Below are 14,976 nucleotides of genomic sequence, written 5' to 3' on the forward strand. Positions count from 1 at the left end.
ACCCCACCCCCCCCGTACGGCTCCCCGACGACCAGGTCGAGGTCCGCGCGAGGGCCAACGACACCACCGTCGAGACCACTCCTCACACGTTGCACCTGCCGGTGTTCGCCGCCGCCAAGCAACGCCCCGACGCGGTCGCCGTGCGCGCTATGACCGGGGAGACCCTGAGCTACCGCGCGCTGACTGATCGTGCGCTCGCGGTGGCGGGTCATCTCACCGCCTCCGGCCTGCGAGACGGCGAGCCGGTCGTGGTCTCGCTAGCCAAGGGCCCCGACCAGGCGGTCGCGGTACTGGGCGTTCTTGCCGCTGGTGGCAGCTACGTGCCAGTCGGCATCGACCAACCCCCTGCCCGCCGTAACCGCATCGTGCGCTCTTCGGGAGCCCAGCTCGCCCTGGTGGACTCTGAGGCCTTCACGAGCGACGACTGGCCGGAGGAGATCGAGCTGTGCCCAGTCGTCACGGCACTTGAGGCGGCGCCGCTGGCCGAGCCGGCGACACCATCTCCCGAACAGCTCGCCTACATCATCTACACCTCCGGTTCCACGGGCGAGCCCAAGGGCGTGGAGATTACCCATGCGGCCGCGGCCAATACCATCGACGACGTCAACGCCCGCCACGAGGTCGGGGCCCACGACGTCGTCCTGCAGGTCTCGGCGCTCGACTTCGACCTGTCGGTCTATGACCTCTTCGGGGTGCTTGCGGTCGGTGGCACCGTGGTGACCATCACCGAAGACACCAGGCGCGAGGCCACGATCTGGGCGCGGCTGATTTCCGAGCACGGCGTCACCTTGTGGAACACCGTGCCCACGCTGCTTGACATGCTGCTGGTGGCCAGTGAGTCCGGCACCAATGTGTCCTCGCTGAGGGTGGCGATGGTCTCCGGCGACTGGATCGGGCTGGACCTGTGCGACCGGTTGCGGGAGGCAGCCCCTGCGGCGCGCCTGGTCGCGATGGGTGGCGCCACGGAGGCCTCGATCTGGTCCAACGCCTGGGTCGTCGACGCCGTTGACCCCGCGTGGGTGTCGGTGCCCTACGGCTACCCCCTCGCCAACCAGCGGTTCCGGGTCGTTGACGAACACGGCCGTGATCGGCCCGAGTGGGTGCCGGGCGAGCTGTGGATCGGGGGTGCCGGCGTGGCTCGCGGCTATCGCAGCGACCCTGAGCGCACCGCCGCATCGTTCGTCGAGGCCGACGGTCAGCGGTGGTACCGCACCGGCGACCTCGGTCGCTATCTGCCGTCCGGTGCCCTGGAGTTCCTCGGCCGGTCCGACCACCAGGTCAAGATCCGCGGGCACCGCGTGGAGTTGGGCGAGGTCGAGACCCGGCTGCGCGAGTTACCGGGTGTCGGCGCCTCAGTCGTGTGGGTCGACGGCACCGGCCCCGCGCGTCATCTGGTAGCTGCGGTCACATCTGTGGCAGTCGACGGTGAGAGAGCTGCCCCCGACGGCCCCAGTCTGCGCCGCGCGGTGGCCGACGCCCTTCCCGCCTATATGGTCCCCGACCACGTCGCCGTCCTCGACCGGCTGCCGCTCAACGCCAACGGCAAGGTCGACCGCCAGGTCCTGGCTCGTAACCACGGGTTGGACCTGACCGGCAGCGACGCCGATGAGCCGCTGCAGACTGCGACCGAGCGGGAAGTGGCGCAGATCTGGTCGGTGTTGCTCGAGGTGCCGTCGGTCCAGCGCACGTCCAACTTCTTCGCCCTCGGCGGGGACAGCCTCACCGCCACCCGCGCCACCCAGCAGCTCGCGCGCCGCTTTGGCATCGAGCTCTCGCTGCGCCAGCTCTTCACTTACGCCACCCTCGCCGACCTCGCCGCGCTCCTCGATGCCGAGATCGCCAGCGAGGGTCCGCACGACGTGTCCCTCCCCCTGGAAGAAGGTGTCCTGTGACCACCGCCGTCGACATCATCACCGAGCTAGAGCGAGTCGGCCTCCATCTCTGGGAGGACGACGGCCGGCTACGGTTCCGCGGCCCGGAAGGAGCGATGACGTCCCGTCTTCGCGAGCGGCTAACCGAGCGCAAACAGGACGTGCTGCAGGTGCTGCGCCAGCGAGATTCCCGCCAGGTCCAGCCCGACCCGGCCGCCGCTCACGACCCGTTCCCGCTGACCGAGGTGCAGTCCGCCTACCTGCTCGGGCGACGCGGCGTCTTCGAGTACGGCTCGGTGCCCTGCCACGCTTACGGTGAGCTGGAGTTTCCTCAGCTCGACCGTAAGCGGCTCCAGCAGGCATGGAACACCGTCGTGGACCGCCACGACATGCTGCGCGCCACCATTGACTACGACGGTTACCAGCGCGTCCTGCCCAACGCCACCGCCCCCATCATCGCCTGGACCGACCTCTCCGACGCCGACCCGGCGACCGGGGAGGAAAGTATGCGTGAGGTGCGCGACCGGCTATCCCACGAGTCCAAGGACGTGACCCGATGCCCGCTCTACACCCTCGAGGTGACCGAACTCGCCGACCGAGCGGTGCTGCACTTTTCCATCGACTTCTTGATCGCGGACTACGTCAGTATCTATCGCCTGCTGGACGAGTTCAGCACCTTCTACGAGGACCCCGAGGCCGAGCTGCCCGTCCCTGCCATCACCTTCCGGGATTACCTGCGTGCCGAGCGCGCCGAGCGCCAGGGGCCCGCCTACGAGCGTGACCGCGACTACTGGCTCGCCCGGCTCGACGAGCTGCCACCTGCGCCCGAGTTGCCGATGGTCCCCCAGCCGAGCCGTCAGGGCGCCGCCGACTTCACTCGGCGAGAGCTCCGGCTGGAGCCGACGACATGGTCGGCACTCAAGGAACGCGCCGGACACCACGGCATCTCAGCCTCAACCGCGGTCATGGCTGCCTACGCCGAGGTGATTGGCCGGTGGAGTCGTAACCCGCGCTTCACCCTCGACGTTACCGTGCTCAGTCGACTGCCCCTGCACCCCGACGTAAATGACATTGTTGGCGACTTCACCTCCGTCGAGCTCCTGGCCATCGACGGCACCTGTGCCGACACCTTCGCCGGGAGGGCACGCGCGGCTGGCGAACAGCTCTTCGAGGACCTCGACCACCGGCTCTTCACCGGAGTGGAATTGCTGCGCGAGCTGACCCGGCGCCACGGCCAGCAGGGCTCGTTGATGCCAGTGGTCTTCACCAGCGCCATCGGCCTCTCCGAGGGGCTGAAGCCCAACGGCCTGATGCGCTCGGAGATCCGCAACGGCATCAGCCAGACCCCGCAGGTGTGGGTGGACTGCCAGGCGATGGAGACAAGTGGTGCACTCCAGATCAACTGGGACACCCGCGACGGCGTGGTACCAGAAGCTGTGCTCGACGACATGTTCGTCGCCTTCCGCAATCTGCTCCACGACCTAGCCGAGGACGACGTCGCCTGGACCAGCGACCCGGTTGCACTACCAACCCCCCAGGCTGAGCGCCGACGACAGGTCAACGACACCTCCCGTCCGCTCAGCGACGCGCTCCTCCACGACGCGCTGCTTAAGCAGGCCGAGCGCCGCCCCCAGGCGACAGCTGTCCTGAGCCAGGGTGAGGCAATCACATATGCCACCCTCGTCGGCAAGGCCTCGGCGATCGCCGCTGCCCTGCGCGAGCACGGCCACCGGCCGCACCAGCGGGTCGGCGTGGTCATGGAGAAGGGCTGGGAGCAGCTGGCAGGCGCACTTGGCGTGCTGCTGGCTGGCGGTACCTACGTCCCGGTCGAGGCCACACAGCCCGACGCACGGCGCAACCAGATCCTTGCCGCCGCCACAATCCGGTTGGTGGTGAGCCGCTCGAACGTGGTCGCGGAGCTGCCCGAGGGCACTGTCCGTCTCGACGTGGACTCCCTCGGCGACGCCGTACTCCCCGAGCCGGTCCCGTGCGCGCCTCAGGACTCGAGTTATGTGATCTTCACGTCGGGATCGACTGGAGCACCCAAGGGCGTGGAGATTTCCCATGCATCGGCGGTCAACACGCTCGACGACGTGTGCGGTCGCTTCTCGATCAATGCCGACGATGTCGCGCTCGGGCTGTCGAGCCTTAGTTTCGACCTCTCGGTCTTCGACATGTTCGGCGTGCTGGGCCGGGGTGGCACTCTGGTGCTCCCCGATGCCGAACGCCGGGCCGATCCTTCACACTGGGGGTCGCTCATCCAGGAGCACGGTGTCACCGTGCTCAACACAGTGCCCGCCCAAATGGTGCTGCTGGAAGAATACCTTCGCGGCGCGCCTACCGACTGCTCCAGCGTCCGGCTGGGCATGATGTCCGGTGATTGGATCCCGGTGTCCCTGCCCGACGCGATCCGCGCGCGGATCCCCGGCATCGAGCTCCACAGCCTGGGCGGAGCCACAGAGGCAGCTATCTGGTCTATCTCCCACCCGATCGACGCGGTCGACCCGAGCTGGCCGAGCATCCCCTACGGCAAGCCCCTCGAGAACCAGCGTTTCTATGTGCTCGACAATGCCCTCCGGCCCAGCCCCGACCTGGTCGCCGGGGACCTCTATATCGCGGGGGCGGGCATCGCAAAGGGCTACCTCGGCGACCCTGCCAAGACCGCGCGCCACTTCTTCGAGCTCCCCTCGGGCGAGCGCGTCTATCGCACCGGTGACATGGGCCGCTACCTGCCCGACGGTGCCGTGGAGTTCCTCGGCCGGGACGACCGCCAGGTCAAGATCCGCGGCCACCGCGTCGAGTTGGCCGAGGTAGAGTCGGCGCTGGCAGCCGACCCACTGGTGGACTCCGTGGCGGTAACCACCCAGGGTGAGCGTCACAACCGTCGGCTGGTGGCTTTCGTGGAGAGCGCGGACGCCAATCCGGCCGACCACCCAGTCGACCCCAGTCTGATCCCGGAGGTGGCCGAGGCCGCGCGCGTAGTCCGCGAGGGCGTCGACGTGAGCAAGGTGGTGGAGTTCGCTCAGGTGCTCGACGACGCAGCGCTGCGCCGGATGGTCGATGTGCTGCGGCAGACCGGGCTCTGGCCCACCGAGGAGGCGCGCCACACCACGGCGGAGATCATGCGGATTGCCCGCGTCGCCCCCAAGCACGAGCGGCTCGTACGGCGCTGGCTGGCCGCCTGCACCGACAATAGCTACCTCACCAGGCACGAGTCCGGCGAATACTCCTGCCCTCGCTTGATCGGCCCGACCGACGTGGCCGAGGCATGGTGCGAGGTCGAGCGGCTCATGCCCGACGCTCACGACCGTCCCGAGCTCGTCGAATACTTCAAACTCGCCTCGCGGCACCTGCCCGAGCTGATGCGAGACGAGCAGGACCCTTTGCAGATGCTCTTCCCCGAGGGCGACCTGAGCATCCACGAGGCGGCCTATGCCGAGGGGTTCCTGTCCCAATACCTCAACCGGCTGGCGACCAGCACGGTACTCGGCGTGGCCCTGCGGAACACCACAGGCCGCCCGCTGCGGGTGCTCGAAGTGGGCGCTGGCGTCGGTGGCACCAGCGTCGACACCATCCCGGCGCTGGACGGGGCAAACGTCCGCTATACCTTCAGCGACGTCTCCCAGTTCTTTATGAACAAGGCCAGCGAGCGTTTCGCCGCCTATCCCTGGGTCGACTACGCGATGTTCGACTTCAACGAGCCCTACCGCGAGCAGGGGATTAAGCCCAACTCCCTCGACGTGATCCTGTGCGGCAACGTCATGCACTACGCCAAGGACGCCGCGAAGGTCCTGCGACGAATGCAGGAGGCGCTCGTCCCAGGCGGCTGGCTGGTCTTTATCGAGACCACCCGTGACAACTACCAGATCCTCACCTCGATGGAATTCCTGTTCGACGCTACCGCCGGCGACTTCCAGGACGTCCGGCACGGCAAGGACCAGACCTTCATCGCCCGGGACCAGTGGTACGACCTGCTCGCGGACGCTGGGGCCGACCTGGAGTTCTGCCTGCCGCCCGGGGACGACCCGCTTGCAAGGATTGGCATGCACGTATTCGCCGCTCGATTCAAGACCGATCGGGAGCGGGTCGATACCGACGAGCTGGCCGGGCGGCTGGCCGAGCGCCTCCCGGCCGAGATGATCCCGTCGCGATTCGAGGTCCTCGACCGACTTCCCCTCACGCCCAACGGCAAGGTCGACCGGGCTACCCTGGCCGTCTGGGCAGAGCAGACCAGCTCCGTCGAAGACGACGCCGTGGCCGGTGAGCAGGGAGCGGCCACTGACCTAGAGGCCCGGCTGGCGGCGGTCTACGGCGAGGTCCTGCGGGAGACCAACGTGCCGCTGGAGGCCAGCTTCTATGCCCTCGGAGGTGACTCGCTCCTAGCCGCTCAAGTGGTCACCGCGCTCCGCGAGCGCGTGGAGCAGTGCGCGGAGGTTTTCTTCGACGAGCTGCTCCGCGAGTTGCTCAACGGCGCCTCCGTGCGAGAGCTGTCAACCTTCCTCGGAGAGAGCGAGCAGACAACTGACAGCCTCGACGAGCAGGCCGCCTATGTGTTGAGCGGAGCGACGACCGAACTCGGCAACCCCGTCCACGTGGTGATAAGTGACGGTCTCAGCAGCAACGCCGCGAGCATCGCCGCCGGGCTCGGCGAGCGCGACCCAGTCGTGTTGGTCCCGCCGGTGCCGGCCGCGCAGGGGACCTCAATCGACGACCTGGCCCAGGAAGTCGTGAGACAGGTGCGCGCGCTCGCTCCGGGTCCCTTCCACCTAGTCGGGGCTCACAGCGGCGGGGTGCTGGCACTCGCGGTGGCCCAGCAGCTCACCGAGCTGGGTGCCCCCGTGTGCGGCCTCACCGTGCTGAGCAGCTTCCCCCTGCCTGCCGTCGTGAACGACGAGGTGCTCACCGAGGCGCTCTTCGTCCTCGGCCGCGGTCTCGACCCTGCATCCCTCGGCTATCCCGACGTGGCTGCCCTGGGCGCTGCCCTGGGCGAACTGGCGCCCTCGGGAGTGATCCCTGCGGGGGCTCTCGAGGGCCTGGCGGGCTCCTTGGACCCCCATCTGCGCGCGGTCGCCGACTCGGCCGCAGGCCTGGGTGCCATGTCAGCCTATGAGCGGCGGGAGCGGATCGCAGCGGCCCTCGGCAGCCGGGCCGAGGAGGTGGAGCGCGAACTCGCCCGCGGTCGCGCCCTAGCCGGCGCCGCCGCGCGCCACGATCCCGGCCTTTATACCGGAGAGACCCGGTTGCTCCTCCACTCCGAGGAGTCACCCCTGTGGCCCTCAATGATCTCTGATATGGAGGCCTACTGGGAGGCGGTCTGCGTCGGCGGGATCAGCCGCACCTACGTGCCCGGCGACCATTTCAGCTGTCGCGACCGGGTGACACCCGGTCAGATCGACCTGCATGAGGGGGAAGCATGAGCCAGTCCTCCACCACTGACGTCGCCGTCCTCGGTGCTTACGGCGCGGTCGGCCAGGCAGCCTTGAGAGCGATCGCCAATCGCCGCCCGGAGACGCGCGTACGCCTTGGCGGGCGCAATGTCGCCCGCGCCGAGGCGCTCCTCGACGAGCTAGGTCTGTCGGGCGAAGCGGTCGGCGTTGACCTCGCCGACGGGGAGTCCCTTGCCGGTTTCTGTCGGGGGTCGCGGGTAGTGCTCAATTGCGCCGGCCCCTCCTACGTCGTGCAGGACAGGGTCGCTTGGGCGGCCGTAGCAGCGAGTGCTGACTACGTCGACCCTGGCGGCGATGAGCCCGTCTTCGACGCACTGAGACGCCCGGGCACTTTCACCGGCACGGCCGTTTTGACCGCGGGCATGCAGCCTGGCCTGACCGGACTGCTGCCTAAGCACCTGGCGAGGTCCATGTCCCACCCTCGTAGCCTGACGGCCTATGTCGGCACGATGGACCGCCTGACCCCTGCCGGCGCAGCCGACTACCTGCTCTCCATGGGCGGCTCCTACGGTGAGGCCCAAGCCGCCATCCGCGGTGGCGTCCGCGTGGAGCGAGAGCTCGAGCCCCGCACCGACGTAACCTTGCCCTACTTCACCGGACGGGTGGACGCCTACCCCTATCTCTCCTTCGAGTCGGGCCAGCTTGCGGCGTCCCTGGGCCTGGAGCGGGTGGACTGGTTCAACGTCTTCGAAGGCGGTGCCCACATGATGAGTTGCCTCAGTCGGCTGCAGGGAGCCATGCACGGCGAGTCCGATCTCGCCGTGGCAGCCGAGGAGCTGACCCGCGCCGCGGCGCTCGACCTCTTCGGCAAGAGCCCATTCCAGTTGATGCTCTTCGAGGTGACCGGCGCCCATCACGGCTCGCCGGTCACCCGGAGCCTCGCGCTGCGTGCCCACGACACCTACGCGGTCACTGGGTTGGTCAGCGCCCTAGCGGTGCTCGACGTGTTCGCTGGCCGGGTCGGACCCGGTGTGCACTTCGCCTCCGACGTGCTAGACGCCGACGCGATGCTCACGCAGCTGCGGGCTGAGCCAGCGGTCAACGTGCTCGACATCTCCGACCGGGCTATTCTCAGTGCGCCGACCATGGAACAGGGCGAGCTGTGAGCCGACCCCGGGTCTTGGTGGCTGGCACCGGCTTCGGCCGTGCTTACCTCGCCGCTTTCGAACGCGACGACGTCAACTTCGAGCTCGCCGGCATCATCGCTGCCGGTGGCGAGCGCAGCCGGGCGTGCGCCGCCCACTACGGCGTACCTCTGTGGACCACTGTCGACCAGGTGCCGAACGACATTGACCTGGCCTGTGTGGTCATCGGGGGGGCGATGAACGGCGGGCCCGGCCCACGACTATCTCAGGAGCTGATGAACCGGGGCATGCACGTGCTCCAGGAGCACCCGCTCCACCCCGACGAGCTGGTCGCTTGCTTGCGCGCCGCGACCGACGCCGGGGTGGTCTTCCGGATGAACACCCACTACCTCCACGTCGAGCCGATCCGCCGGTTCATCGCCGCCGCCCGCAACCTCGTACAGCGCCAACAGCCCCTTTTCATCGACGTGGCGTGCGCCTTCCAGGTTCTCTACACGGTATTCGACATTCTCGCCGAGGCGCTCGGATCGATCCGCCCGCTCAGCATCACCGGCGTGCTCGACGACGTCGCGGAGGCGCCGTACCGGAGCGTGGCCGGCCGCTTCGCCGGTGTGCCGATGACGTTCCGCCTGCAGAACGAGCTGGTGCCCGCCGACCCCGACAACTACAGTCACCTCTTCCACCGGATCACCCTCGGTACCGAGGGCGGCCACCTTACGCTGGTCAATACCCACGGCCCGGTGCAGTGGAGCATGCGCCCCCACATGCCGGGCGACATGAAGAACCTAGTCCGCTTCTCCGACTCCACTGCCGCCCACCTTGGTCTGCCCAGCGTGCAACACATCGGCCCAGGTGAGGGACCGACCTACGACGAGGTGCTGCGTGAGCTATGGCCGCAGGCCACCGGCAGGGCCATGCAGGCCGCGTGGGCCGATGTCGAGGCCGGCGTCGGCTCACAGGCACACGTGCAGCGCCACGTCGCTCTGACCCGGCTAGCGATGCAGGTGTCTGAAGCGTGCGGTCCGGTGCGGCTGAAGCACCCGTCGCCCCCCGACCTACTCTCGGCTGCCGACCTCATAGAGGTGGGGCGATGAATGTCCTAGTCCTCAACCCCTGGCTGCGGATCGTGACGCGGCCTGGCTCGTCGCGTCGGGTCGTCTTCTTCCCTCACGGCGGCGGCGGCGCCAGCTTCTATCATCCGCTCGCCCGCGCGCTCCCCGACGACATCGAGGGGGTGCTGGTGCAGTATCCCGGTCGCGAGGATCGCATCAACGAGCCGCCGCCCTGCACCATGGAGCAGTTGGCCGACAGCCTCACCGAAGCCGTCGGGGTGCTCTTCGACCGGCCCGTGTGGTTCTTCGGTCACAGCATGGGCGCCTCGGTTGCCCACGAGGTCACGAGGCGGCTCACGGTCCGCTCTGGCCCGCTGCCGAAGCGGCTCGTCGTCTCCGGGAGGCCCGGACCGTCGCGGCAGACCAGCGATGACCTCCACCTCGATGACGAGCGGCTTTGGAACGACGTGTGCCGGCTGGGCGGGACGGACTCGCAGCTTCTCGCGATGCCGGAGGTGCGTGCGATGGTCCTCCCCGCGATCCGGGCCGACTACCGGCTGGTGGAGACCTACCGTCCCACCCGCGCTACCGACCTGACCGTGCCGGTCAGCTGCTGCTACGGGGAGAACGACCCAGAGGTGAGTCGCCTCGACGCCGAGGCCTGGCGCGAGGCCACCACCGATTCAGTCGACGTGCACTCCTTCCCAGGCGGTCATTTCTACCTACGCAACGAGTCCGAGGCTGCCCTCATCGACTGGTTGGCGTCCGAGATTTATGGGAGGAGCCAGCAATGATTGTCCGGCCTGTGGTGGAGAAGTATGCCGAGGATGCGTCGTCGCCCGCACCCGACTGGCTCGCGAGTCTAGTCGCCGACACCGAGGCCAGCACCGACCTGCCAGCGATGATGGTGGGTAGGCTAGAGGGTGAGCTTTTGGCGAGCTTGGTCTTCGTGTTGCAGCCGCGGCGCATCCTGGAGATCGGGACCTTCACCGGCTACTCGGCTCTGTGTATGGCCCAGGCTATGCCGACCAAGACCGAGCTCGTCACCTGCGAACTCGACCCGCTCCACGCCTCCATCGCGCGCAAGCACTTCGAGGCCTCACCTTGGTCGGACCGCATCACCCTGCTCGAGGGGCCGGCGGCGGACTCGGTGGCGGGTCTCGAGGGGCCCTTCGACCTGGTGTTCATCGACGCCGACAAGCCCGGCTACGTCGGCTACTACGAGGCCGTGCTGCCCAAGCTCGCGCCCCGCGGGCTAATCCTGGCCGACAATGTGCTGCAGTTCGGCGGCGTCGCCAACGAGCGCGACCAGCAGCTGGACACCGTGGCGATGCGGGAGTTCAACGCCCATGTCGCCGCCGACTCCCGCGTGCGTCAGAGCGTGCTCACTGTGCGTGAGGGCATCTCCGTCATCCGCTGGGCCTCCTAAGCGCGCCCACCCCTAATGCCGCCATCCTGACGGACCTCGAGGCGAGGCACAGACTGCAGGACGAGGACCGAGCCCACCCGCCGTGGGGCCGGCCCGGTCCTCGTCGCCGTTCGTCGTGGGTTTAACCAGCTGCGGGCGGGATGTTGTTGTTGGTGTGGAAGAAGTTGTCGGGGTCATAGACCGCCTTGAGCCGGGCCAGCCGCTCGTAGTTGCTGCCGTAGGCATCGTTGATCCGCTCCGCAGAGTCGGCGCCGAGGTGGTTGGCATAGACGGCGCCGGTCGTGTAAGGCAACAGCTCGGCATAGACCTTCTCTGTCCACTCGACAGCCTCGTCGTCCTTGGCCGGATCGGTCCACGAGGTGAGGATGCTCGTCAGGTATCCCTCACGGTGGAGAAACGGGGTTCCCTCAGGCGGAATCTTAGACATGACACCCCCCATGAGGCCGCCACCCACGAGGCTGCGCTCAGAGGGGGCGTTGACGAACCCGTCTGCCAGGATCTGAAGAGGCTCGTCGCGCAGCTCGGGCAACAGGAAGGAGCGCGGGTAGTAGCGGTGGCCGGCCACCGTGTTCTCATCGAGCATCCGCTGCACCGCGACGTAGGGCATGAGGCCGCAGTGGTCCAGCAGCGGGTTCTTGCCTAGGCCTCGCATCTGCTCCACCAGATCCTCGGTGGACTCGTCGGGCGCCGCGTGAACGAAGCCCAATCCGACGGCTGGAGCGCCGTTGGGCGCGGTCAGGAAGGCGAAGGAAGTGGTGAGCTCGTCGGGGGCACTCTGGTTGAACTCATCGAGGCGCCGGGCTACGTCGACCGTCTGGTCAATCGGGAAGGCCAAGAGGCCGGCCATGCAGTCGCCCTGGGGGTGGAGATTGAACTCGAAGCGGGTGGCCACGCCGAAGTTGCCGCCACCGCCGCGGATCGCCCAGAAGAGATCGGTATCGTCATTCGCGCTGGCCCTGCGCAGCTCGCCGTTGGCGAGCACGATGTCGGCGCAGATCAGGTTGTCCACGAGCAGTCCACGATAACGGGCCAGCCAGCCAAGCCCGCCCCCGAGGGTGAGACCGCCGATGCCGATGTAGGACTCCTGTGAGCCGGTCACAGCGAGACCAAAGCTCATCGTCTCGGCATCGACATCACCCTGGTCAAGTCCGGGCTGAACTACGAGCCTGCGGCTTGCGGGATCCACCCAGATGCCACGCAGGCGCGAGGTATCCAGCACCAGGCCGCCTTCGACGGTGCCGGTGCCGGCGAAGCAGTGGCCGCCGCCCTTGATGGCGAGTTCGATGTCATTGTCACGGGCGAAGTTGACGACCTTGATGACGTCGGACGCGCCGACGACCCGCACGATCGCCCCGGGGTTCTTCTGAAAGTAGCCGTTCCAGATCTGCTTGCGCTCTTCGTAGGCAGCGTTCTTATCTGTGATGACGTCGCCTTGGATTGTGTCATCCAGTTCGGCGAGCTTGGCGTCTGCTACTGCTGCTCCGGCTCCGGTGACGAGTGCCACGTCATCCTCCCTCTCGGATCGCTGAGCACCGTCGAAACCCGGCCGATCGGCCGCGCGCCCGCGCTCAGCGCCGAACATAGAACTATCGACCGGGACCCGGCGCGGGTGTGAAAGAGTGCGGAAAGGGGCGCATCTCGGAGCCCGCGGCGCCCACTAGCGTGCACCGCATGCGTGTACTGCGATCGATGCCCCTGCTGTCGGTTGACGACCTAAATGCCGGTGTGGATGCCTACGTCCAGGTCACTGGCATGGAGGTGATCATGAACCACGGCTGGATCGCCACTCTGGCGCCGCCCGGCGGCGATCGCTCGGTGCAACTCAGCCTGATCACCGAGGACGCCACCGCCCCCGTCAACCCGTCGGCCTCGCTCGAGGTGGACGACGTCGACGAGGCGTACCAGGCGGCGCTCATCAGTGATGTGGAGATCGTCTACGAACTTAGCGACGAGGAGTGGGGCGTCCGACGCTTCTTCTTCAAGGACCCCGCTGGCAACATCGTCAACGTGCTCTCCCACCTCTGAACCGATGCACCCCCAGCCCTCCTCTACTCGGCCCGGCCCCCTCGCGACGTCCCGCACCCCGCACCCAGAGGGCCCGCCGCACTCCTCAGCGAGCGACCCCGGCGGCCAGAGGTCGGTCCAAGGGTTCTCGCTGCGGCTGTTCGGTGCCGGACTGGCTGCGGCGGAACTCATGGTGTGCTACCTCGGTCTGGAGCTCGGCACCTATCGGGCGTTGCGCGAGTCTGGACCGGCCACCGCCGTGGAGGTCGCAGAGCACGCTGGCCTAGACGCCCGGATGACGAGGGAGTGGCTCGAGCAGCAGGTCGCGGCCGGGATCCTCACCGTCGATCGGCCCGACGCGGAGCCGGAGGCGCGCCGCTTCACCTTGCCGCCCGAGCACGCCGAGGCACTCCTCGACGAGGACAGCCCCCACTGGATCGGTCCGCTGGTGCTGATGCCCATCGGCGGGATGGCCGCGGTGCTCCCTCAGCTGGTCGAGGCCTACCGAGCCCACCGGGGCCTGCCCTACGCGGCCTACGGCGAGGCGCTGCGGGGCGGTCAGGCGGGGCTCAACCGCGGGGTCTTCGAGCACCACCTCCCTGGCTGGATCAGTCGGTACTTGCCCGACATTGACGCCCGACTTCGGGTGCCCGGCGCCACCATCGCTGACGTGGCGTGCGGCTCGGGAGTTTCGACCCTGGCGCTGGCCCGAATGTTCCCCAATGCTGAGGTGTATGGGGTCGACCTCGATGCCGCCTCCATCGCCGATGCCCGTGGACACCTGGCTGCCGCTGGTGGCGACCTAGCCGCCCGGGTGCGCTTCACCGCCGGTGACGCCGCCGACGAAACGCTCACGGCGACCCACCTGCTGGTGTGCCTCTTCGACGCGCTCCACGACATGTCGACGCCGGTGGAGGTGCTGCGCTCGTGCCGCCGGATGCTCGCTCCTGGCGGCGCCGTTCTGCTGATGGAGCCCTCCGTGGGCGAGCGGTTCACCGCCGACCCTCCCGACAGCGAGCGCTTCCACTATGCGGTCAGCGTGCTCCACTGCCTGCCTGTCGGGATGAGCGAGACTCCCAGTGCGGCCACCGGCACGGTAATGCGCCCCGCGACGGTGCGCCGCTATGCCCATGAGGCCGGCCTAGAGACTCAGGTCATTGATGTTGGCCACCCGTTTCACCGGCTTTACCGCCTCACCCCGCTGTCCGGATAAGCACCCGCTCAGGCGACCCACTGCTCTACTCGACACGCCGCGTGCCTCGCGGCACACCGACCTTGCCGGATCGCAGGTAGTCGGCCACCAGTGCGTTTACCTCGGTGGGCTTCTCCAACAGGCACGCGTGTCCGCAGTTACGGATCTCGGCATATTCGGCGGTGGGGATAAGCTCGGCCAGCTCTCGCGACAGGTGGCGGGGGGCGACGATGTCGTGCTCCATGCCGACGATCAGCAGCGGCACCCGCACCTTGGCCACGTCCTCCTCGCTGGGCCGGAAGTTGGTGCTAGCCTCGGCGTGCCCGATCGCCCCGTGACCGCCGGACTCTGCCAGACCGGCCAGGCCGTCGAGGTAGGGCAGGATGAACTGGTCGCGGTTGAGCGCGCGTGGACCGAAGAGATACATCGCCCGGAAGGCGCCCTCCAGCAGCGCCGGCACCTGGTAGCCATTCTTGAGACGTTCGACGGCCTCCGCCTGGAGCGCCTGCTGGAGTGCGCCCGGCTTCCAGGGTACCCCGATCAGCGCAGCCCGCCCGATCAGGTCGGGGCGCTTCATTGCTAGCTCCAGCAGGATCATCGCGCCCACGGAGTAGCCGATGTAGGTGCACGGGCCCAGCTCCAGAGCCTCGTTGAGGGCCGCCAGGTCCTGGCCCAGCAACTCCACGGTGTAGGGCGGCGGGGTTTCCTCCGAGGGGGCAACCCCACGCAGGTCGAAGGTGACTACCCGATAGCCGCCCTTAGTCAGTTGGGGTACCTGCATGCTCTCGAAGAGCGAGGCCTGGTGCTGGCCGGGTACCAGGACTACAACCGGACCGTCCTCGGGCCCGTAGATGTCATAGCTCAGAGTGACCTCGGTAGGCAGTGTGATTTGCATA

General features: G+C 68.0%; 10 protein-coding genes. 8 read left to right on the top strand and 2 right to left on the bottom strand.

Annotation, left to right across the window (positions count from 1 at the left end; genetic code table 11):
• From K9D12_RS08730 to K9D12_RS08755, 6 genes are all read left to right on the top strand, one after another.
• Positions 1–1,892: amino acid adenylation domain-containing protein (locus K9D12_RS08730; protein ID WP_223059977.1), on the top strand; the 1,892-nt coding region annotated here is incomplete at its 5' end.
• Positions 1,889–7,288 carry a non-ribosomal peptide synthetase gene (locus tag K9D12_RS08735; protein ID WP_223059978.1) on the top strand — a complete coding sequence of 1,800 codons (5,400 nt, stop codon included), beginning with the start codon at positions 1,889–1,891 and terminating at the stop codon, positions 7,286–7,288. The genes K9D12_RS08730 and K9D12_RS08735, both read left to right, overlap by 4 nt.
• On the top strand, positions 7,285–8,424 hold the full coding sequence (locus K9D12_RS08740; RefSeq protein ID WP_223059979.1) for a saccharopine dehydrogenase NADP-binding domain-containing protein: 1,140 nt from the start codon (positions 7,285–7,287) through the stop codon (positions 8,422–8,424). Before K9D12_RS08735 ends, K9D12_RS08740 begins: the two co-directional genes overlap by 4 nt.
• 17 nt (positions 8,425–8,441) lie before the next feature.
• Positions 8,442–9,497, top strand: coding sequence for a Gfo/Idh/MocA family oxidoreductase (locus K9D12_RS08745; RefSeq protein WP_223059980.1), 1,056 nt, complete (start codon positions 8,442–8,444; stop codon positions 9,495–9,497).
• 32 nt (positions 9,498–9,529) lie between these two features.
• Positions 9,530–10,249 carry an alpha/beta fold hydrolase gene (locus K9D12_RS08750; RefSeq protein ID WP_223059981.1) on the top strand — a complete coding sequence of 240 codons (720 nt, stop codon included), beginning with the start codon at positions 9,530–9,532 and terminating at the stop codon, positions 10,247–10,249.
• On the top strand, positions 10,246–10,884 hold the full coding sequence (locus K9D12_RS08755; RefSeq protein WP_223059982.1) for an O-methyltransferase: 639 nt from the start codon (positions 10,246–10,248) through the stop codon (positions 10,882–10,884). Before K9D12_RS08750 ends, K9D12_RS08755 begins: the two co-directional genes overlap by 4 nt.
• 121 nt (positions 10,885–11,005) lie before the next feature.
• On the opposite strand, the gene K9D12_RS08760 is transcribed toward K9D12_RS08755, so the two are convergent.
• The gene (locus K9D12_RS08760) at positions 11,006–12,388 is read right to left on the bottom strand and encodes an FAD-binding oxidoreductase (protein ID WP_223059983.1); all 1,383 of its coding nucleotides are present in this window, start codon (positions 12,386–12,388) and stop codon (positions 11,006–11,008) included.
• A 167-nt stretch (positions 12,389–12,555) separates the two neighbouring features.
• Here K9D12_RS08760 and K9D12_RS08765 point away from each other — a divergent pair, with 167 nt between their 5' ends.
• Together K9D12_RS08765 and K9D12_RS08770 are read left to right on the top strand one after the other, a co-directional pair.
• On the top strand, positions 12,556–12,909 hold the full coding sequence (locus K9D12_RS08765; protein ID WP_223059984.1) for a VOC family protein: 354 nt from the start codon (positions 12,556–12,558) through the stop codon (positions 12,907–12,909).
• Between the two features lie 169 nt (positions 12,910–13,078).
• Positions 13,079–14,101, top strand: a complete 1,023-nt coding sequence (locus tag K9D12_RS08770; RefSeq protein WP_223059985.1) for a trans-aconitate 2-methyltransferase — start codon at positions 13,079–13,081, stop codon at positions 14,099–14,101.
• Between the two features lie 25 nt (positions 14,102–14,126).
• On the opposite strand, the gene K9D12_RS08775 is transcribed toward K9D12_RS08770, so the two are convergent.
• The gene (locus tag K9D12_RS08775) at positions 14,127–14,975 is read right to left on the bottom strand and encodes an alpha/beta fold hydrolase (RefSeq protein ID WP_223059986.1); all 849 of its coding nucleotides are present in this window, start codon (positions 14,973–14,975) and stop codon (positions 14,127–14,129) included.
• Position 14,976: the final 1 nt, after the last annotated feature.

This window comes from Dermacoccus sp. Tok2021 (assembly GCF_019895135.1).
GTDB lineage: Bacteria > Actinomycetota > Actinomycetes > Actinomycetales > Dermatophilaceae > Dermacoccus > Dermacoccus abyssi.

Coding starts and splice junctions, on each gene's coding strand:
- K9D12_RS08740 (WP_223059979.1), top strand. CDS start 7,285: ATGAGCCAGTCCTCCACCACTGACGTCGCCGTCCTCGGTGCTTACGGC.
- K9D12_RS08755 (WP_223059982.1), top strand. CDS start 10,246: ATGATTGTCCGGCCTGTGGTGGAGAAGTATGCCGAGGATGCGTCGTCG.
- K9D12_RS08765 (WP_223059984.1), top strand. CDS start 12,556: ATGCGTGTACTGCGATCGATGCCCCTGCTGTCGGTTGACGACCTAAAT.
- K9D12_RS08770 (WP_223059985.1), top strand. CDS start 13,079: ATGGTGTGCTACCTCGGTCTGGAGCTCGGCACCTATCGGGCGTTGCGC.
- K9D12_RS08775 (WP_223059986.1), bottom strand. CDS start 14,975: ATGCAAATCACACTGCCTACCGAGGTCACTCTGAGCTATGACATCTAC.